Below are 21,040 nucleotides of genomic sequence, written 5' to 3' on the forward strand. Positions count from 1 at the left end.
TCGACGCCGCAGTAGTCGAGGCACATCACCTCGTGGATCATCGTCAGTTCGAGGTGCGTGCGGGGGTCGTCGACCGGCACGCGGCCGCTTTCGGTGAAGACGATCTTCGTCAGCACGTAGGCCGCCAGCAGCAGGACGATGATCAGCTGCGTGTCGTCGGAGGCTCCGGCGTCGAAGAGTTCGGCGAAGGAGGTGTGGCCCGAGAGCAGGGCCAGCGTCCCGATGGTGAGCATCAGCGCCGGTTCGACCAGCGCCCCGTAGAGCGCCTCGCGGCTGGCGCCCATCCCCTCGAACGAGCTGCCCGTATCCATGGCCGCCAGAATCAGCGCCCCGCGGCCCAGAGCCAGCAGGTAGGCGAAGGCCACCACGTCGCCGTCGAACGAGACCACCGGCGGCAGATTGCCCACCGGAATGAAGAGCAGCGCCAGAAGCGACGCGCCCAGGATGACCGACGGCGTCGTGCGGAACAGTACGGTGGTCGTCGTCGAGTAGACGGCCCCCTTGCGCAGCAGCAGGCGTACGTCGTAGAGGTGTTGGGCGAAACGGATGCCCTTGCGGCCCGCCAGCCGGGCCCGCGTGCGGTTGATCAGCCCCGGAATGCAGAGGGCCGCCGCCAGAAGCAGAAGCAGATTGAGCAGTGCCATGGCATCAGATGATATGGAGGATCGACAACAGGAAGACCAGCGCCAGGAAGGCCAGGGCAAAGAGCACGTAGTGGTTAATCTTGCCCGTACGCAGGCGCATGACGCGCTGGTTGATCAGGCGCAGCAGTTCGACCCACCACGCCGAGAAGAGGCGTCCGATGCGGTCGCGGTGGCCGACGTCGAAGCGGTGGGCGTCGGGGAAGATCTCGCCCTTGCCCACGGGCGACCCCTCGCCGCTGTTCTGTGTCAGTGACGTGGCGATTGACTGCAGCCCTTCGGAGAAGGACTCGCCCGTATACTGCATGCGGGTGTTCACCGCCGTGAAGCCGCAGCCCCATGTCGGGCCCTCGGCCACCTGACGTCCGCGCAGCGTGCGGCGTCGCAGCCATGCCAGGATGGCGACGACCAGAATCAGCCCCCAGGCGATGCGCCCGACTGCGGTGAGCGTCGGCGAGAGCAGCCAGTCGGCGGCATCCGACGGCGTGCGCAGGAAAAACTCCGCGGCGCGCGTCACGCACCCCACGGCCGCCCGCGGGAAGAGTCCCACGAGGAGGATGCCCGCCAGCGGCAGCGCCATGGCGGCCAGCCGCAGGTTGTCGACCTCCGAGGCTTCGGCCACCTCATGCGAGCGGGGCGAGCCGAGGAAGACCGTGCCGTAGAGCTTCGTGAAGGCCAGCACGGCCACGCCGCCGATCAGCGCCAGCGCCGCCAGACCGGCCGCCGAGGCGAGGATGTTGCTTCCCGAGGCGATGCCGTCGAGCAGCCCGAGGTAGACGAGCAACTCCGAGACGAAGCCGTTGAGCGGCGGCAGGGCGCAGATGGCGGCCGTGGCCGCCAGGAAGAGCAGCGACGTGAGGGGCATGTGTTTCGTAAGGCCGCCCAGCGCGTCGAGCGACGTGGTGTGGGTCTGCGAGAGAATGTTGCCGGCCCCGAAGAAGAGCAGCGACTTGAAGAACGAGTGGTTGAGCGAGTGGAGCAGCGCCCCGGCGATGCCGCACAGCGCCACCATCTGGTTGCCCGAGGCCTTGCCCAGCGCCGCGATGCCCACGGACAGCAGGATGATGCCGATGTTTTCGATCGAGGAGTAGGCCAGCAGGCGCTTCACGTCGTTCTGCATGGCGGCCAGAATGACGCCCCACAGGCCGGTGATGATCCCCACGACGAGGAGAATCACCCCGGCGGTGTGCAGTACGGGCAGATCGCCCAGGGCGGCCGTCGTGCGCAGGATGCCGTAGATGCCCGTCTTGATCATCACGCCCGACATCAGCGCCGAGACGTGCGACGGGGCGGCCGGATGGGCCTCCGGCAGCCAGACGTGCAGCGGGAAGAGGCCGGCCTTCATGCCGAAGCCCGCCAGAAAGACGAGGAAGAGCGGCAGTGCCGGCTTCGTGTGGAAGTATTGGCCCAGGGCGTCGAACGTCGCGCGTCCGCAGACGGCGTCCAGCCGCACGAACCCCACGACCAGCAGCACGAAGCCCACGTGCATCATGATCAGGTAGGCCAGCGCCGCGCGGCTCACCTCACGGCGTTGGGCGTCGTAGAGGATCAGCAGGAACGACGCCACGGTCATCAGCTCCCAGAAGAAGAGGAACGAGTAGCCGCCGTCGGAGCAGACGACGCCCAGCATGGCGTAGGCCATCACCGTGAGCGAGATGTAGTGCAGCGAGACGTGGGCCGGGGACTTCTCCCGGAGCGTGTGGGCCAGATAGCCCCGCGAATAGAGCACCGAAGCTACCGAGCCGATCGAGATCAGCAGGACGAAGAGCGCCGAGAGCGGGTCTATCGATCCCGAATCGCCGCCGAAAAGCGTGCCGGGGATCATCCACAGCGATTCGGTGCCTCCGTCGGCCAGTACGCCGATGGCCCGGACCGAGGCCCACAGGGCTCCGGCGGCCGTCAGGGCGAGGGCCGTCCACGCCTTGGCCCGCAGCGGCGTCGAGAAGATCGCCGCCACGACCACCACGAGGAACAACAGGGTGTAGATAAATAGCATATTCTGCGGGTAAATGTGTTTTCGAAAGCGCTATTCGGCGGGACCGTTTACGGTGGCGGTCATCACCGTGGCCGCGACGGCTGCCGTCTCGGTGCGCAGCCGCTGCGGCCCGAGCGTGATCTCCTCGAAGCCGTGGGCCAGCGCCAGGTCGATCTCCTCGGGCGAGAAGTCCCCCTCGGGGCCGATGAAGATGCGTACCGATTCGCCGGGGCGGATTGTGCGCGGCAGGAACCGTTTCCCGCGTGCGGAGTGCGCCGCCTCGCAGTGGGCGATCAGGCTCCGCCCCTCGAAGGGCTCGGCCACCGCCTCGCGGAACGCCGTCTGCGGACTCAGCTCCGGGCGGTAGGCCTTGAGCGACTGTTTCATGGCCGCCGTGATCACCTTTTCGCCCCGTTGCGGCTTGAAGCTCCGCCGCTCGCTGTGGGCCGTCTCGAGCGGGATGATCCGCGTGACGCCCACCTCGGTGGCCTTCTCCAGAAACCATTCGAAGCGGTCGGGGTTCTTCGTCGGCGCCACGGCCATCACCAGCCGGTAGGGCATCCGTTCGAATTCGGACTGCGTCTCGACGACGCGTACCGTGCAGCGGCGCGGGTCGGCCTCGATGATCTCGGCCCGATAGAGATTCCCGCGGCCGTCGGTGAGGTGGATCCAATCGCCGCGCCCCAGCCGCAGCACCCGGATGCAGTGGCGCGACTCCTCCTCGTCGAGCGTGTGGACGGGCGGTTCGAGATCCGGAGCATAGAAGAGTTGCATGGCCTTCGCGTATTTGTTTTACGGATTTTTTATTGTACTTTTGTCTTGCGCGGGCCCGGACGGCGGCTTTTGTCTGCCGTGCCGGACTTGCGGCCCGCAAATGTACACAAAATAACACGATCCATGAAACGTATCATCGGTTTATTGACGCTTTTTCTGACCATGACACTCGTTTGTTGCAAATCCGAGAAGCAGGTGGGCGAGAATCCCTTCTTCTCCGAGTGGGAGACCCCCTACGGCGTGCCCCCCTTCGACCGGATCGCCCCCGAACACTTCCTGCCTGCCCTGGAGCGCGGCATGTCGCTCCATGACGCCGAAATCGACGCCATCACCTCGAACAACGACGACCCCTCGTTCGAAAACACGATTCTTGCCTACGACAACTCCGGGAAGATGCTCTCCCAGGTGGAGCTGATCTTCGAGATGCTCTGCGCCGCGGAGAACTCCCCCGAACTGGAGAAGCTCCAGGTGGAGGCGGCGCCTCTGCTGGCGGCTCATGCCGACCGTATCCGGCTCAACGGGAAGCTCTTCGAACGCGTCAAGGCGGTCTACGACCGCCGCGCGGCGATGGATCTCGATGCCGAGCAACTGCGGCTGGTGGAGAAGACATACCGCAGCTTCGTGCGTGCCGGGGCGCTGCTCGATGCCGAACGGAAGGCCCGTCTGAAGGAGATCAACGAGGCGCTGTCGCTGGCCGCCGTGCACTTCGGCAACAACATCCGTGCGGAGAACAACAACTTCGTGATGATGCTTTCGTCGGATGAGCTGGACGGCCTGCCCGCAAACGTGCGTGATCTGGCCCGCGAGACGGCCGCCAAACTGGGCAAGAAGGATCGGTATGCCTTCACGCTGCAGAAGTCGAGCCTGATTCCCTTCCTGACCTACTCCTCCCGCCGTGACCGCCGCGAGGAGCTTTACAAGGCCTATCTGAACCGCTGCAACAACGGCGACGAATACGACAACAAACAGCTGATCAACGACTTCATCCGTCTGCGCACGGAGAAGGCACACCTGCTGGGCTACCCGTCGTATGCCGCGTATGTGGTCGACGACGAGATGGCCCGTACCACCGACGCCGTCTATGCACTGCTCGACGAGGTGTGGGAACCGGCCCTCGAACGCGCCAAGGGCGAACTCGCCGAGATGGAGGAGCTCTTCCGCAAGGATGTCCCCGAGGGTGAATTCGCCTCGTGGGACTGGTGGTATTACGCCGAGAAGCTCCGCAAGCAGAAATACGCCCTCGACGAGGAGATGCTGCGTCCCTACTTCTTGCTCGAAAATGTCCAGATGGGGATCTTCTTCCTCGCCAACCGCCTCTACGGCATTACGTTCCGTCCGGTAGTCGTGCCGCTGTACCATCCCGAGGCCGTGGCCTACGAGGTGCTCGATGCCGACGAGTCGCACCTCGGCATCCTCTACTTCGACTTCTTCCCCCGCGACGGAAAGAGCCAGGGCGCCTGGTGCGGCAACTACGTCGAACAGACCTTCGACGAGGAGGGGCACCGTGTGGCTCCCGTCGTCTCGATCGTCTGCAACTTCACCCGCCCGACCTCGAACACCCCCGCGCTGCTGACCCTCGACGAGACCGAGACGCTCTTCCACGAATTCGGCCATGCCCTGCACTTCCTCTTCCACAATGTCCGCTACCGCGGCCTCTCGGAGGTCGAGGGTGACTTCGTCGAGATGCCCTCGCAGCTGATGGAGAACTGGGCCTTCGAACCCGACGTGCTCAAACAGTATGCCGTGCACTACCGCTCGAACGAGGTTATTCCCGACTATCTGATCGAAAAACTGCGCCGCAGCCGCCTCTTCAACCAGGGATTCATGACCACGGAGCTCATCGCCGCATCGCTCTCCGACATGGACATCCACTCGATTGGCGAATACGAGGAGTTCGACCCGATGGCCTTCGAGCGCCGGGCGCTGACCGAACGCCGCGGACTGATCCCGCAGATCGAACCCCGCTACCACTATCCCTACTTCTCGCACATCTTCGACGGCGGCTATGCGGCCGGATACTACTTCTATACGTGGGCCGCGGTGCTGGACAAGGATGTCTTCGAGGCTTTCCGCGAGAGCGGCGACCTTTACAACCGGCAGATCGCCGATTCGCTGCGCCGCAAGGTGCTCGCCCGTGGCGGCTCGGCCGACGGCATGACCCTCTACCGCGACTTCCGCGGCAAGGACCCCGACAAGCGCCCGATGCTGCGCAGCCGCGGTCTGTGGAGCGACCCCGTGCCGGCCGATTCGCTCTCCGTGAACCCGGTTGCGGGGAAGAACCCCGCCGCAACGCCGGCTTCACAGCGCTAACCCCCTCCCCTCGAAAACGAAAACCCAAGACCCGAATATGAAAAAAGCAATTTTGATTATGGCCATTTCCGCACTGGCGGCAGGCTGCGCCGACAACTCGGTTCCCAAGGCACAGCTGCCCGAACTCGATCTTTCGAATCCGCTGCTGGCCCCGTGGGAGACCCCCTACGCCACGCCGCCCTTCTCGAAAATCGAACTCAAACACTATGAACCGGCCTTCGATGCCGCCATCGCCTGCTCGCGGGCCGAGGTGGCGGCCATCGTCGACAATCCCAAAAAACCGTCGTTCGTCAATACGATCGTCGCCCTCGAACAGAGCGGCTCGCTGCTCTCGCGCATCGAGGGGATCTTCTTCAACATGCTCGGCGCCGAGACCTCGGACCAGCTGCAGGAGATCTCGCTGCGCGTGCAGCCCAAACTGACCGAACTGGAGAACGACATCTCGCTCAACGAGAAGCTCTTCGAACGCGTGAAGGCCGTCTACGAACACCCCGGACGCCTCTCGCAGGAGGAGCGCATGCTGCTCGAAAAGACCTACAAGCACTTCGCCCGCAACGGCGCCGCCCTCTCGCCCGAGAAGAAGAAGCTCTACCGCCAGTATACGACCGAACTCTCGGCCCTGACGCTCAAGTTCGGCCAGAATTCGCTGGCCGCCACCAACGCCTTCACGCTCCATATCACCGATCCGAAAGTGGTGGCCGAACTGCCCGGATTCGTGCGGGAGGGGATGGCCGCCGAGGCCGCCTCGCGCGGCGAGAAGGGGTGGACCGTCACGCTGCAGTATCCGAGCTACCTCCCCTTCATGACCTACTCCACGAACCGCGAACTGAAGGAGAAACTCTGGCGCGCGCGGTCCTCGGAGTGTCTGGGCGGCAAGTTCGACAACACGGAGTTGATCCGCCGGATCGTCAATACGAGGCTGAAGATCGCCAATCTGCTGGGCTACAAGTGCTATGCCGACTACGTGCTGGAGGAGCGCATGGCCGGTGACACGAAGACGGTCGAGTCGTTCCTGAACGACCTGCTCGTGCAGACCAAGTCGTGGGCCGATGCCGACTACCGCACGGTGAGCGAATACGCCGCCTCGAAGGGGCTCAAAGGAGAGCTCATGCCGTGGGACTGGCCCTATTACAGCACCATGTACAAGGATGAAAAGTATGCGCTCAACGACGAGCTGGTGAAGCCCTATTTCGAACTCGAACATGTCAAGAAGGGGGTCTTCCTGCTGGCCAACAAGCTCTACGGACTGAACTTCACGCCCAATACGAAGATCGACGTCTACCATCCCGACGTGACGGCCTACGACGTCACGGACCGCGACGGCCGTTTCCTGGCGGTGCTCTACCTCGACTTCTTCCCGCGCGCCTCGAAGACCGCCGGGGCGTGGATGACCGAATTCCGCGGTGCGAAGATCGTCAACGGCAAGGAGACCCGTCCGCTGGTCTCGCTGGTGATGAACTTCACCAAACCGACCGCAACGACCCCTTCGCTGCTCACCTTCGACGAATTCAACACCTTCCTGCATGAATTCGGCCACTCGCTGCACGGCATGCTCGGCAAGGGACACTACGAGTCGCTGACCGGCACGAACGTCTATCGCGACTTCGTCGAACTCCCGTCGCAGATCATGGAGAACTGGGCCACCGAGAAGGAGTATCTCGATCTGTGGGCCGTCCACTACCAGACCGGCGAGAAGATCCCTGCGGAGATCGTCGACCGCATTGTTGCCGCGCAGAACTATCTGGCTGCCTATCTCCACGTGCGCCAGCTGTCGTTCGGCTTCACCGACATGGCCTGGCATACGCTGACCGAACCCTTCGGGGAAGATGTCGAGCAGTTCGAAGTCCGGGCGATGGCCCCCACGCAGGTGCTGCCCGTGGTGGAGGGTACGGCCACGTCGCCGTCGTTCGGCCACATCTTCTCGGGCGGTTATGCCGCCGGCTATTACGGCTACAAGTGGGCCGAGGTGCTCGATGCCGACGCCTTCTCGCTCTTCAAGGAGAAGGGAATCTTCAATGAGGAGGTGGCTGAGTCGTTCCGCAAGAACATCCTCGAGAAGGGCGGTACGGAGCATCCCATGGATCTCTACGTGCGCTTCCGGGGCCACAAGCCCGACAGCCGGGCGCTGATCGAGCGCATGGGACTCGGAAAATAATGGCGCTGCGGTTTCGGTGCTGCGGTCTCGGAGTGAGAGGCCGCGCTCCCCGAAACCGGCCCTGCGAAAAGCGGCCTCCGCCCAATGACGGAGACCGCTTTTTTTTTGAACAGGTGCGGAGTTTTTTTGAGAGGGTGAGGGTAGTGGCCGGTATGAGGGCCCGGATTCTCGGATCGGCTGTGTGTGCTCGGGGGTTGGTGTTCCTCTGTGGAAACCTTTCAGAAACCCCACCAACAAAAAAACCGCCCCGGAGATCGGAGCGGTCTTTGTTGAGCTACCTGGATTCGAACCAAGAATAACAGGACCAGAATCTGTTGTGTTACCATTACACCATAGCTCAATGTCCTCGTCAAGCCTCTGTTCGATTGGTTTGACGATGCAAAAGTAGAACTTTATTTTTCAATTGCAAAGAAAAATCCCAAAAAAAATTACTATTTTTGTTTCAATCTCCTCGGAGATAGACCTAATGAATCTTGAAATATTCTGTAAATCGTTACGTTATGGGAATCAAACTGCGCCTCGTCATCATGAACTTCCTCCAGTACGCCATCTGGGGTGCCTATCTGACCTCCATGGGATCGTATCTGGTCGGAGTCGGTCTGGCGACGCATATCGGTATCTTCTATGCCATGCAGGGTATCGTCTCGCTCTTCATGCCCGCCGTCATCGGCATCGTCGCCGACCGCTGGATCCCGGCTCAGCGCCTGCTCGGCTTCTGCCATCTGTTGGCCGCCCTGTTCATGGCCGCCGCCGGCGGTTATGCCATGACCTCGGGGAACGGCGTACAGTTCGGTCTGCTCTTTACGCTCTATGCGCTCAGCGTGGCCTTCTACATGCCGACGATCGCCCTCTCGAACTCCGTGGCATACTGCGTCCTCGAAGGCGCCGGTCTCGATACGGTCAAGGCCTTCCCGCCGATCCGCGTCTGGGGGACCGTCGGCTTCATCTGCTCGATGCTCCTCTGTGATGCCGCCGGATTCCAGACCACCTACATGCAGTTCCTGCAGTGTGCCGTGCTGGGGCTCGTCCTCGGATTCTACGCCTTGACGCTACCCGCCTGCCCCATCAGCCGCGACGGCGACCGCAAATCACTGGTCGAAGCCCTCGGTCTGAGAGCCTTCACCCTCTTCAAGCAGAAACGGATGGCCCTGTTCTTCATCTTTTCGATGCTGCTCGGCATCTCGCTTCAGATCACCAACGGCTTTGCAAACCCCTTCATCACCTCGTTCCGCGATATCCCCGAGTATGCCTCGACCTTCGGCGCCAACCACGCCAATGCGCTGATCTCGCTCTCGCAGGTCTCCGAAACCCTCTGCATCCTGCTCATCCCCTTCTTCCTGAAGCGTTTCGGCATCAAGAACGTCATGCTGATGGCCATGCTGGCCTGGGTGCTGCGTTTCGGCCTGTTCGGACTCGGTAATCCCGGCGGCGGAGTCTGGATGTTCATCCTCTCGATGATTGTCTACGGCGTGGCCTTCGACTTCTTCAACATCTCGGGCTCGCTCTTCGTCAACAAGGAGACCGATGTGACGATCCGCTCCAGCGCCCAGGGGCTCTTCATGATCATGACCAACGGCATCGGCGCCACGATCGGTACGCTCGGTGCACAGGCCGTCGTCAACCGGTTGGTCTACTCGCAGCAGAGCGCAGCGGCTCAGGTGGCCGGCTGGTCGCAGTCGTGGTTGGTCTTTGCCGGATATGCCTTGGTGGTGGCCGTAGTCTTTGCGCTGGTCTTCCGTTATAAGCACGATCCCCATGCCGTCGAAGAGGTCAACCGCTGATCCGTGGCGGATCGGGGTCGGCGACCGCTGCATCCGCTGCGGCCGTTGCGTGCGGGTCTGTCCGTCGCAAATTTTCGGACGGGTGGAGCCCGAAGGGCGGATTGTGGTGCGCGAACCCGAAGGGTGCATCGTCTGCGGCCACTGTGTGGCGGCCTGTCCCGCGGGGGCGATCGACCACGAAGCCTTCCCGCTCGAACGGGTGCACAAGGCCGACCGGACGCAGCTCCCTTCGCCCGAGCAGGTGGAGTTGCTCATGGCCGTGCGGCGTTCGAACCGCGCCCTGTCGAGGCGTCCGGTGCCGCAGGAGTATCTCGATCGTATCCTCGCCGCCGCCGACCGCGCTCCGACGGCCAGCAATGCCCGTGAGCTGGGTTACACGATTGTGACCGATCCGGAGCGGCTGCGGCAGGTGGCCGAGTATACGCTCGGGGTCTTCCGGGGGTTGGAACAGCTGTTGTCGAGCCCCTTCGTGAAGCCCTGGCTCAAGCCGCTGATGCCCGGCGTCTATCGCTATGTCCCGGTCTTTACCCGCCTGCGCCGCGACTATGCCGAAGGGCGAGACCGTATTCTGCGCGGCGCCACGGCGCTGATCTTCATCCACGCGCCGGAGAAAAACCGTTTCGCGGCCGAGGATGCCAATCTGGCCTGTCAGAACGCTTCGCTCATGGCCGAGGCGTTGGGGGTGAGTCAGATCTACATGGGGTTCGTGTTGACGGCCATCCGGCAGGACCGTCACAAGCGTCTGAACCGGATGCTGGGAATTGAAGGGCGTTGCATTGCGGCCATTCTGGCACTCGGAATGCCCGAATTCCTCTATCCCAACTACATCGACCGCGAACCCTCTGAGGTGCATCGCATCTGACTGCCCGCAGGGGGTGCAAAGGGGCGCAAGGGGGGCATAAAGGGGCGCAAAAGGGCGCAGGGGCGGTGTGGCCGGCCGGACGGCGTGGACAGGCGGTACGGATGGATGCCCCGGCCGGATGCGTGGATGGATGCCCCGGCCGGATGGCGTGGACAAGCGGCTTGAATGGATGACCCGGACGGATGGCACGGGCAGGCGGCGTGAATGGACATTGTGCGGTGCGGCATGGACGTCGGTATGGACGGGCGTCACGGTGCAGTACGGATTGCCGCCGCAGTCGTGAAAAAAGGGAACGGCTTTCGATCGTTCCCTTTTATGTTTATGGTAAATGTCCGGGGTTACGTGCCGCTCCGGGGCTTTGTGTTGTTCCGAGATTTTGTATCACTTCGAGGTTGCACGTCGCTTCGGAGTTGCTTGCGCTTGTTGCGTGCTGCGGTGTCGCAAGCCTCTTGCCGCCTTGCCGCCTTGCTCTTACGTCCGATTTTCGTCCTTTCGCCGTTGGCTCCATCGTAACCGGCCCCATGTCGTTCGTCCCTTGCGGTTCGCCTCGTTGCTGTGGCCTCTTGTCGTTATGCCCGCACGCCCCTCCGCTAATAGAGGTTGTCGTACATCGACTGCGACTTGTCGTACTTCAGGTCGGAGAGTGATGCCGCCTTTACACCGATGTTGAAACTCCAGCTCTTGTGGTAGCCGAACGGAATCCACGAGAAGGACATCTGCCAGCAGTGCAGGTCGCGCGTGATGGAGATCGACGAAGTAGTCAGCTTGTTGGTCTTCAGGTCGTAACCGCCCTGGAAGGTGATACCCGTCTTCGGCGTAAGGTTCACCGAACCGTTGAATCCCAGCGTTTGGGTGACGTTCTTGCGGTAGCCCGTCGTACCGTTGTTGACGTACGAGACGGAGTAGTTCACCGCATAGTTGAAGCCGAAGTTCCACGGCAACGAGAAGTCATAGTAGCTCTGTGCCATGTATTGTCGCCGCAGCACGGGATCCATCTGCCCGTAGGGGTCGTAGAAGGGGTTCTGGTACTCCGGAGGGATCGACGTGATGTCGTTGACGGCCGGGGTGCTCTTGTCCTCGCGCGACTTGAACGTATAGCCGAACGACCAGCCCGTCGAGGTGATGCGCCCCGGGAAGAAGAGTTTGTCGTAGCGCACGCCCTGCGGCGAAACGCGATAGGGGTCGAGTGTGGCCGAGAGGTTGATGCCGAAGTTCTTGAAGAGCGTCGTGCGGAACGACAGCGAGATGGTCGACAGCCGCATCGAGTCGGCCAGGAAGTTGTACGAACCGCTGGCGCGCAGTTCGTCGATGAGCTTGATCTTCTTCACACCCGAGGTATCGCGCTTCGACAATACCTTCATCTCGAGGTTCTGCGACAGCGAAAAGGTCATCGACATCGACCGCCCGGACGACGGTACGCCATAGGCATTGACGGCGTAGGGCGAATAGGTCGTGAAGCGGCCCGTCGAGTCGGTCTGCCGCGTGAGGTAGTAGCCGTATTTCGGGTCGCTGAAGTCCGGGGCGTAGGAGAAGCCGAAGGTCGGCGTGATGGTATGGCGGATGGCCTGGATCTTGCGGTCGCGGCGCTTCTTGGTGAAGTCGTACATGCCGTAGATGGTCGTCGACGACGAGATGCTTAAGTTATAGTTGTACAGGCGGTAGAAGCCGTAGTTCGTCGGCAGCGTGTCGGTCTGGTTCGTCACCGGGTTCCACTCGTATTCGACCTTCTTGAAGTACCACTTTTCGGTGTAGTTGGCCGACGGCGTGACGTTGATGTAGTTGAACAGGTTGAACGATGCCGAAACCGGGATCGAGTGTTCGATGCCGTTCTTCATGTTCTCCAGCGTCTTTTTGGAGAAGATTTCCGATTCGGTGGTGGTCACCGAGTTGGTCATCTTGCCCGTATACTGCATCGAGATCTTCTCGTACCAGCGGTCCTTGCCCATCTTCTCCTTGCGCTTGAAGGGGTAGAAGCGCGAGACGTTGAAGACCACTGTCGGAAGGGTGATCGAGAGCGACTGGTTCTGCGAGTTCTGCGAAATGGCCATGTTGGCCGACAGCGAGAAGGGGGTGCCCGTCCAGCTCTTCGAGTAGGAGATCGACGAGTTGGTCTGTGTGGCCAGAATGTCGTTGAGGTTCGTGGCCGAGTACTTGCTGTAGCCGCTCGTGGCGAAGTTCACCGAGGCCGAGAAGGTCGATCCGGGGTTGGCCTTCGCATCCTGCGAGTGGGTCCACTGGATGCGGAAGTTGTTCTGCTTGATGTAGTCGGGTTCGCCCTTTTCGCCGGTCTTGATGTTCGAGAACTCCATGTTGAAGCTGCCGCTGTACTTGTAGCGCTTGATGTAGCGCGAGGCGGCCGAGGCCTCCCACGACCCGAGGGTGTAGATGCCGCCCCGCACGGCCAGGTCGGCATAGTCGCCCAGCGTGAAGTAGTAGCCCAGGTCGCGCAGGAAGAAACCCTTCGAATACTCCTCGCCGTAGGTGGGCATCAGCAGTCCCGACTTCGGCCCCGAACTGATCGGGAAGAAGCCTTCGGGGATGCCCAGGAAGTAGATCGGAACGTCCTCCATCACCAGGTAGGCCGGGCCCGTGACGACTTTCTTGCCGGGGATCACCTTCGCCTTGGTCATCGCCAGGTAGAAGTGCGGGTGGTCGGTTTCGTCGCAGGTTGTATACTTGCCGTTCTCGATGTTGATCGTATTGTCGGGCATCTTCTTCACGCTGCCGCCCACGAGCCAGCCGTCGCCCTGCTGCGTAGCCACCCCCTTGATCTTGGCCTTCTTCGAGTCGAGGTTGTAGGTGATCGTGTCCATCTGGTAGGAGGCCGAACCGTCCGAGAATTCGGGCTTGGTGATGATCGGCCGGCCTTCGAGCGAGTCGGGTTTTCCGTAGGCGTGGACCAGTTTCGAATTCATGTCGATGCGCATGAAGTCGGCCTTGAGGTTGCTGTTCTGGTAGGTGACGTCGCCCTGGTTGTAGATGTAGACCAGCTTGTTGCGTACGTCGTAGACCAGCGAGTCGGTATTCTTGCCCGAGATCGGGTCGTCGAGGAACGCCCCGGCCGGCCGGGGCTTCCTGACCGTGTCGCGGCGCATGGTGTCGACGGCCAGCGAGTCGGCGTGCATCTCGAGTGAATCGGCCTTGCGGGCGATGAGCGAGTCGACTTGTGCCGAGAAGAGCGAATCGCGCTCCTGCTGGCTCAGGGCATTGAAAGCGGCGTTGCGGCGGGCCCGTTCGCGCGCGGCACGGGCTTCACGGCGCAGTTCACGGCGCGAGAGGGTGGCGGGGGTGGCCCCCACGGTGTCGGAATCCCCCGCGGCCGTTGTGGCGGCCGGTGGTGTCTCGGGTCGGGAGGACGCCTGTCCGGATGTGGCGCTGTCGGGGGCGGGAGCCGCCTCGGCCAGGGCCGGAATCCCGGAGTCGCCGGACGCCTCTTCGAGGGGTGAAAAGGAAATCGTACGGGGCGTCATGCCACCCAGCACAACCTGGGCGAACAGCACGAGTACGGCCGCCGATGCGATATATTTTACCCTCAGTTTATCCAAAATTCCAAAAATTTTCGTACCTTTGCCGACAAGTCGGCAAAAACGCTCGGATCGGGCTCCGGAGCCTCTCCGGCCGCATTTTCGGCCGCGTTTCCGGCCCGACAAAGATAGGTAAAAATTTACAGAAAGCTCACACTTGGCACCATTAAATATGCGCATGCGCCTTTTGTTGCTCCTCGCCTTTGCGGCGGCCGTCGTCTCTATCAACGCGGTTGCCGCCGGGAATATTGTGCACGGAGTCAGCGTGGTGGTCATCGACGCCGGGCACGGCGGCAAATTCCCCGGGGCACACTACGGCGGTGTCTACGAAAAGGACCTCACGCTGAAGGTGGCCCTCAAGCTCGGCAAGCTGATTGAGGAGGGGATGCCCGGGGTGAAGGTCGTCTATACGCGGACGACCGACAAGGCCCTCGGCGCCGATCTGGCCTCGGATCTCCAGGCTCGGGCCGATATCGCCAACAATGCCGGCGGCGACCTCTTTATCTCGATCCATGCCAATGCTGCGCCGAAAGCTACCTCGGTCCGGGGTGTCGAGACGCTCATCATGGGCGAAACCCCCAAGGAGCAGCGCTACAACGAAAATGCCCTCTACGAAAGCAACCGCGAGGATCTGATCGACATGTCGGACGAACGTACGGCAGCCATCGTGCGGGCCTATATTCAGAATCTGCAGTTCACCTACGGCGAATACAGCATGGCCATCGCCCGCTGCATTCAGACGAGCTATGCCAAGGCCGGCCGCAATTCGCGCGGCGTGAAGCGTCAGCTGCTGCGCGTGCTCTACGCCACGGACATGCCCGGTGCGCTGACCGAGATCGGATTCATGACCAATGCCCAGGAGCTGGCCTACATGAAGTCCGACAAGGGGCAGAATGAAATTGCCTCGTCGATCTACCGTGCCGTGAAGGAGTATTCGGCCTATGTGCTGAAGACGCGTCGGGCCGAGGAGGGCGCCTCGGTGAAGGAGACGACCCTGCCGGCCGGCACCTCCCAATCCGCCGGCACGCAGCAGCCGACTCCGAAGCCGGCAGCCGATTCGGCCAAGGCCTCCGGCAAGGGGGCCGCGAACTCCACGCAGCCGTCCGTCGCAGGAAAGGTTTCGGGCGAAAACGCCTCCGCCACAAAAGAGTCCGCCGCAAAAGGGGCCGTTGCGAAAGAGTCTGCCGCGCAGCAGCCGTTGCGCTATGCGGTGCAGGTGCTGGCTTCGGCCAAGAGCATCCCGCTCAATTCGGCGCAGTTCCGCTCGTATCGCGGCAAGGTGCGGCAGTATACCTCACAGGGGCGTTTCCCCTATAAATATTGTGTCGGCGAGTTCGAAAGCCGTACCGCCGCACAGCGCAAGGCTGCCGAAGTGCGCAAAATTTTCCCCGAAGCCTTCGTGGTCTGCTGTCGGGGTACGCAAATTGTAAACAACTAGTTCGCGATGAAAAGAGAAGTCAAGATCGGAATATTTGCCGTGTTGATGTTCGTGGCCGCCTGGGCCGGAATCCGTTTTCTGAAAGGGTTCGACATCTTCGGCCGCAACGCCGTCTATTACGCCTCGTACGATCAGATCAGCGGTCTGCAGGCTGCTTCGCCCATCATGATGAAGGGGGTCAAGATCGGTACCGTGACCGGCATTGCGTTCAATCCCGAGCGCAGCCAGAATGTCGTGCTGCAGTTCACCATCAAACGCCAGTACCGGATCCCGATCGATTCGGAGGCCAAAATCTACAGCGACGGCCTGATGGGTGGCAAGGCCATCGAAATCGTCTACGGTTCGTCGGACGAGTATCTCGAAAAGGGCGATACGCTGCGTTCGGTGCGCGGCCGCGACCTGATGGATATGGCCGGTTCGGAACTGGAGTTCTTCAAGCAGAAGGTCTCGCGGCTTACCGACGACCTTTCGCGTACGCTCAACAACATCAACCAGCTGCTCGAAACCAATGCCGGGCACGTCAACGGTACGATGGCCCATCTCGATGCCCTGTCGGGTGATCTGGCCGAGGTGCTCGATGCGCAGAAACGGAATCTGTCCTCGGCCGTCGAAAACCTCTTGGCCTTCTCCGTAATGCTCGGCGAAAATGCCCCGCGGGTCGACAGCATGATGAACAACCTGAACCGCATCACCACGGAGCTGGCCGAGGCGGAGTTCGCAAGCCGTCTCACCGAAACGGTGGAGGAGGTCGATGCGCTGGTTGCGCAGATCCGCCAGGGAGAGGGAACCGTCGGCCGGTTGCTGAACGATCCGGCGCTCTACGAATCGCTCACCGAGGCCAGCGACAATCTGGCGTCGCTGCTGGCCGATCTGGAGCAGTATCCCGGACGCTACGTCCACTTCTCGCTCTTCGGCCGCAATCCCGAGAAGATGAAGGCCCGGGCCGAACGGCAGGCCGCCCGCCAGGCCGAACGTGCCGAGCGCGATTCGTTGAAGGCCCTGCGCTGAGAGCAGATGCTGCAGCACCCGGCTCTTGAATCGCGCGGAAAGGTTGTCCCGCGCGGCGCGGTGTGTCGCCGATCACCTGGACAAAGCCCTGTTTCCGGCCCCGGACAAGTCGTGGGGCCGTTTTTATTCGATTCATCCATCGCATGATCTATCCAGCCACATTCGAACAGAAAATAGGTTTCGACCGCCTTCGGGAACAGGTCGCCGAACGTTGTACGATGCAGGCCGCCCGTGAGCGGATCGCCGCCGAGGGCTTCTCGACCTCGCCGCGCGAGATCGAACACCGTCTGGCTCTGGCCGACGAGATGCGCCTGATCGTCGAAATGGAACACGAATTCCCCGGCGGAGAGTATCCCGACGTCGAGCAGATCCTGGCCAAACTGCGTGTCGAGGGGGCGTTCCTCGACGTGGGGGAGGTGGTCACTCTCGGTCACGCCCTGCGCGCCATCGGCGGCATTGTCTCCTTTATCCTCAATCGTGCGGAGCGTTATCCGACGCTCCATGCCCGCACGCGGGGAGTCGAGGCCTTCCCCGAGATCGTGCGGCAGATCGAGGCGATCGTCGATCCGTTCGGCAACGTGCGCGACAACGCCTCGCCCGCGCTGCAGGAGATCCGCAGCGCCATCCGTCAGCACGAGGGGCTCGCCGCCAAGCGGCTGCAGGCGGTGCTTTCGGCCGCCAAGGGGGCCGGAATCGTCGAGAGCGACGCCCAGATCTCGATCCGCGACGGACGGGCCGTGATCCCCGTCTCGGCCTCGAACAAGCGCAAGCTGCAGGGCTTCATCCACGACGAGTCGGCCACGGGACGCACCTTCTACATCGAGCCCGTCGAGGTGGTGGAGATCAACAACGAACTGCGCGAACTCGAATACGCCGAGCGGCGCGAGATCGTGCGCATCCTCACGGAGTTCACCGAGGGAATCCGTCCCGATGCCGCGTTGATTGCCGCGTCGGGTGACTATCTGGCCGAGATCGACATGCTGCGTGCCAAGGGTCGCTGGGCCTCGGAGAACCGCTGCGTGCGGCCGATCCTCTCGATGGACGACCGACTCGTGTTGAAGAATGCCCGCCACCCGCTGCTGCAGCAGACACTGCGCGCCGCCGGCCGCGAGATCGTGCCGCTCGACCTGCAGCTGGACCGCCGCAAGCATATTCTGGTCATCTCGGGGCCGAATGCCGGCGGAAAGTCCGTCTGTCTGAAGACCACCGGCATCGTGCAGTACATGTTCCAGTGCGGATTCCCGGTCCCGGCGTCGGAGATCTCCGAACTGCCTGTCTTCGAGAGCATCTACATCGACATCGGCGACGAGCAGTCGATGGACAACGACCTGTCGACCTATTCGTCCCACCTGCTGAACATGAAGCACATGCTGGCCGGGGCGTCGGACCGTACGCTGGTGCTGATCGACGAGTTCGGGTCGGGAACCGAGCCGATCATCGGCGGGGCCATTGCCGAGGCGATTCTCGAACGGCTGCTGGCCCGGGGGTGCTACGGCGTCATCACGACCCACTATGCCAACATCAAATACTATGCGTCGAATACCGAGGGGATTGCCAACGGTGCGATGATGTTCGACGTGCAGAACATTCGCCCGTTGTTCAGGCTGGAGATGGGCAAGCCGGGCAGCTCGTTTGCCGTGGAGATCGCCCGCAAGATCGGACTTCCGGAGGAGATCATCCGTGCGGCGAGCGAAAAGGCCGGTTCAGACCACATCAACATCGAGAAGCAGCTGCGCGAGATCGCCCGCGACAAGCACTACTGGGAGCAGAAACGCGACCGCATCCGTCTGACGGACCGCAAGGTCGAGGAGCTGGAGCAGACCTACACGGAGCAGCTCTCGAAGATCCGCGCCGAGCGGCAGGAGATCCTGCGCCGGGCCAGGGAGGAGGCGCAGCGCCTTATTGCGGATGCCAACCGGCAGATCGAGAATACGATCCGCACGATCCGCGAGGCACAGGCCGAGAAGGAGCTGACGCGTCTGGCGCGCCGCGAGCTGGACGACTTCCGCGAGACGGTCGAGAAGGAGGATACGTCGGAGCGCGACGAGCAGGTGGCCCGCGAGATGGAGCGCATCGAGCGGCGCCGTCAGCGGCGTGCCGAACGGCGCGAGCGTCAGGGCGAAAAGGGCCCCGAGAAGCCGGCACAGGCGGTCGAGAAGCCGCGTGAGGTGGAGGTCGGGTCGAAGGTCCGCATGGCGGGGCAGGAGATGGTCGGCGTGGTGCAGTCGCTGAAGGGCAAACGGGCCCAAGTGGCCTTCGGGCAGATCCTCACGACGGTCGACAAGTCGGCGCTCCGCGTCGTCTCGAACAACGAGTACCGCGAAGCGACGCGCCCGACAACGGCCCGCACGGTCTATTCGGCCGATATCTCGGCCCGCAAGCTCAACTTCAAGGATCATATCGATGTACGCGGCATGCGGGCCGCCGAGGCGCTGGAGGCGGTGCAGAATCTGGTTGACGATGCGCTGATGCTGGGCGTCGGCTCGGTGACGATCCTTCACGGCAAGGGGACCGGCGCCCTGAAGGAGGAGATCCGCCGCTATCTGAGGACGGTTCCCGAGGTGGTATCGGCCGTCGACGAACATGCCGACCGCGGTGGAGCCGGCATCACGATCGTGACGTTCGACCTCTCCTAAGGCGGGTTGCGGCCTGCCGCCGAGGGGGCCGGTGCGGTGCTTTGTGATCGGGCGGGAGCATGCGGGCGTTTTCTTTTCTGGATTTTTTTGCGTAAATTCGTCTTTGCAACCGGGCGGATCTCCCCAGTGGTGCGATCCCTAATCTCGAAATGAACTGGAAAGAACAGACCGATGAACGCCTCCTGCAGGGACTCGACGAGAACGACTGCGGAGCCTTCGACGAACTCTATCTGCGGTATGCTCCGCATGTGGAGGCCTTTGCTTTCTGTTTGCTGAAAAATCGCTCGGAAGCCGAGGATGTCGCCCATGACATCTTTCTGAAAATCTGGGAGAACCGCACCGGTATGAGCCATGTGAAATCCCTGCGCAGCTACCTCTTCCGCATGACCCGCAATGCCGTCTTCGACCGCTTCGAGCACAGGCATGTTCGAATCCGTTACGAGCGCAGTTATCCCTCGGTCGGGGAGCTGGTCTCGGAAGATCTCGCCGCCCGGATCGCTTCGGAGGATCTGTTGCTGATCATCGAAATGGCCGTCGAGCAGATGCCCGAACAGCGGCAGCGCGTCTTCCGTATGAGCCGCTACGAGAAACGCTCCCACCAGGAGATCGCCCGGGAACTCGGCATATCGACCAAAACCGTTGAATACCATATTCATACGGCTCTCTCCGAATTGAAAAAAATCATCGGAATCATCGCCTTTTTCTGTTGATTGCCTCTCGCGGAGCCTTTGCCCGCCGAGATGATATTTCTGTGACATTTTGTCCGCAGAATCCCTGTTGTTGGCTTTTACGCTATTTTCGCCCCGGATTTCAGAATTCCGGGGTGAATGATTTTGGGGAGTGGGCATCGTGTTGAAAAAAATTGATTTTCCGACTGGGGTTGCCCCCTTGTTGCCCGTCTTATGGATGTAAATGCCGTGGAAACATGAATCTGGTTCGAAAAATTATCCACACCTATCTCTTCCATCCGATGCCCGACCGGGTGCAGGAGCACTTCCGCTCCTGGATCCTGGACAAGGAGCATGCCCGGGAGAAGGAGTCGGTTCTGCGCGAGGAGTGGGACCGGCTCGACCCCGCCGAGGTCTTTGCCGTCGACGAGCGGAGCTATCGGCGCAAACTCGGGCGGCTGCATCGCGAAATGCACGTGGCTCCGAAGGCGCGGCTGATCACCCTTTCGCGACGGGCTGCCGCCGTGGCCGCCGCTGTGGTCGTGCTGCTGATGGGCGTTGAGTTCTTCGTCGTGAAGCACCTGGCCGCCGACTCTACCACGTGGCTCGTGACGGCCGAAAACAGCAAGGGACGCTTTACGCTGCCCGACGGTTCGACCGTCTGGCTCAATGCCGATTCACGCCTGGCCTACCGGGCCGATTTCGCCGAAAACGGCCACCGCAGAGTCCGCCTCGACGGCGAGGCCTTCTTCGACGTGAAGCGCGATACGCTCGCACCCTTCGAGGTGACGATGGACGAACTGCAGGTCCGCGTGCTCGGTACGCGCTTCATGGCCAGCCATATCGACGACTTCGGGATCGAAGAGGTCACCCTGCAGTCGGGTAGCGTCGAGGTCGAACACCTCTATTCGCAGGAGCGCATCCGGCTGGTCCCCGACCAGAACTGTACGTTCGATGCCTCGACCGGACTGATGACCGTCCGCAACGTCGTGGCCGACAACTATTGCAGCTGGACCGGCGATTCGATCGTCTTCGACAACATGACCCTCGGGGAGATTGCCGTCAACCTCGAACACTGGTACAATATCCGTATCCGCATCGAATCGGATGTCGACCCGTCGGTGCGGATCTCGTTCACGCTGCGCCCCGAAACCCTCGATGAGACGCTCCGCATCATCGAAAATCTGACTCACTATCACTGTCTGCAAATTGACAAGCACCATATTTCCATCCGTAAATGAACGCCTTTTGACCCATGAAACCAGACA

Annotated in this window: 13 protein-coding genes and 1 tRNA gene; 9 read left to right on the forward strand and 5 right to left on the reverse strand. The window is 61.9% G+C overall.

What is annotated here, in order from left to right:
* The 3 genes from PUQ42_RS04955 to PUQ42_RS04965 all read right to left on the reverse strand — a co-directional run.
* On the reverse strand, nucleotides 1–644 hold a 644-nt coding region (locus PUQ42_RS04955), incomplete at its 3' end, for a respiratory chain complex I subunit 1 family protein (protein WP_273371529.1).
* A 4-nt stretch (nucleotides 645–648) separates the two neighbouring features.
* Nucleotides 649–2,637, reverse strand: a complete 1,989-nt coding sequence (locus PUQ42_RS04960; RefSeq protein WP_273371531.1) for a proton-conducting transporter transmembrane domain-containing protein — start codon at nucleotides 2,635–2,637, stop codon at nucleotides 649–651.
* Between the two features lie 30 nt (nucleotides 2,638–2,667).
* Complete coding sequence (locus tag PUQ42_RS04965; protein WP_273371532.1) at nucleotides 2,668–3,390, reverse strand: 16S rRNA (uracil(1498)-N(3))-methyltransferase; 723 nt, start codon at nucleotides 3,388–3,390, stop codon at nucleotides 2,668–2,670.
* A 123-nt stretch (nucleotides 3,391–3,513) separates the two neighbouring features.
* On the opposite strand from PUQ42_RS04965, the gene PUQ42_RS04970 reads away from it, so the two are divergent.
* Nucleotides 3,514–5,700, forward strand: a complete 2,187-nt coding sequence (locus tag PUQ42_RS04970; protein WP_273371534.1) for a M3 family metallopeptidase — start codon at nucleotides 3,514–3,516, stop codon at nucleotides 5,698–5,700.
* 37 nt (nucleotides 5,701–5,737) lie between these two features.
* Entirely contained in the window at nucleotides 5,738–7,855 is a 2,118-nt protein-coding gene (locus PUQ42_RS04975; protein ID WP_197714853.1) for a M3 family metallopeptidase, read from the forward strand.
* 269 nt (nucleotides 7,856–8,124) lie between these two features.
* Here the strand turns inward: PUQ42_RS04975 and PUQ42_RS04980 are convergent.
* Nucleotides 8,125–8,195 (reverse strand) — tRNA-Gln (locus tag PUQ42_RS04980).
* A 160-nt stretch (nucleotides 8,196–8,355) separates the two neighbouring features.
* Here PUQ42_RS04980 and PUQ42_RS04985 point away from each other — a divergent pair.
* Both PUQ42_RS04985 and PUQ42_RS04990 read left to right on the forward strand, forming a co-directional pair.
* Entirely contained in the window at nucleotides 8,356–9,636 is a 1,281-nt protein-coding gene (locus PUQ42_RS04985; protein WP_273371538.1) for an MFS transporter, read from the forward strand.
* Nucleotides 9,611–10,498, forward strand: coding sequence for a nitroreductase family protein (locus PUQ42_RS04990; protein ID WP_273371540.1), 888 nt, complete (start codon nucleotides 9,611–9,613; stop codon nucleotides 10,496–10,498). Before PUQ42_RS04985 ends, PUQ42_RS04990 begins: the two co-directional genes overlap by 26 nt.
* A 590-nt stretch (nucleotides 10,499–11,088) precedes the next feature.
* Here PUQ42_RS04990 and PUQ42_RS04995 read toward each other — a convergent pair.
* The gene (locus tag PUQ42_RS04995; RefSeq protein WP_420534947.1) at nucleotides 11,089–13,968 is read right to left on the reverse strand and encodes a putative LPS assembly protein LptD; all 2,880 of its coding nucleotides are present in this window, start codon (nucleotides 13,966–13,968) and stop codon (nucleotides 11,089–11,091) included.
* 226 nt (nucleotides 13,969–14,194) lie between these two features.
* Here PUQ42_RS04995 and PUQ42_RS05000 point away from each other — a divergent pair, with 226 nt between their 5' ends.
* The 5 genes from PUQ42_RS05000 to PUQ42_RS05020 all read left to right on the forward strand — a co-directional run bounded on the left by PUQ42_RS05000 (nucleotide 14,195) and on the right by PUQ42_RS05020 (nucleotide 21,013).
* Nucleotides 14,195–15,460, forward strand: coding sequence for an N-acetylmuramoyl-L-alanine amidase (locus tag PUQ42_RS05000; RefSeq protein WP_273371552.1), 1,266 nt, complete (start codon nucleotides 14,195–14,197; stop codon nucleotides 15,458–15,460).
* Between the two features lie 6 nt (nucleotides 15,461–15,466).
* A complete protein-coding gene (locus PUQ42_RS05005; protein ID WP_273371553.1) occupies nucleotides 15,467–16,468 on the forward strand; it encodes an MlaD family protein in 1,002 nt (333 codons plus the stop codon).
* Nucleotides 16,469–16,611: 143 nt separating this feature from the next.
* Nucleotides 16,612–19,104, forward strand: a complete 2,493-nt coding sequence (locus PUQ42_RS05010; RefSeq protein WP_122120435.1) for an endonuclease MutS2 — start codon at nucleotides 16,612–16,614, stop codon at nucleotides 19,102–19,104.
* Nucleotides 19,105–19,253: 149 nt separating this feature from the next.
* Nucleotides 19,254–19,814: an RNA polymerase sigma-70 factor gene (locus PUQ42_RS05015; RefSeq protein WP_087310983.1), complete on the forward strand. Its 561-nt coding sequence runs from the start codon at nucleotides 19,254–19,256 to the stop codon at nucleotides 19,812–19,814.
* Between the two features lie 215 nt (nucleotides 19,815–20,029).
* Nucleotides 20,030–21,013: a FecR family protein gene (locus PUQ42_RS05020; RefSeq protein ID WP_273371562.1), complete on the forward strand. Its 984-nt coding sequence runs from the start codon at nucleotides 20,030–20,032 to the stop codon at nucleotides 21,011–21,013.
* The last annotated feature ends 27 nt before the right edge of the window (nucleotides 21,014–21,040 follow it).

Origin of the sequence: Alistipes megaguti, from assembly GCF_944320325.1 — a bacterium.
Classification (GTDB): domain Bacteria; phylum Bacteroidota; class Bacteroidia; order Bacteroidales; family Rikenellaceae; genus Alistipes; species Alistipes megaguti.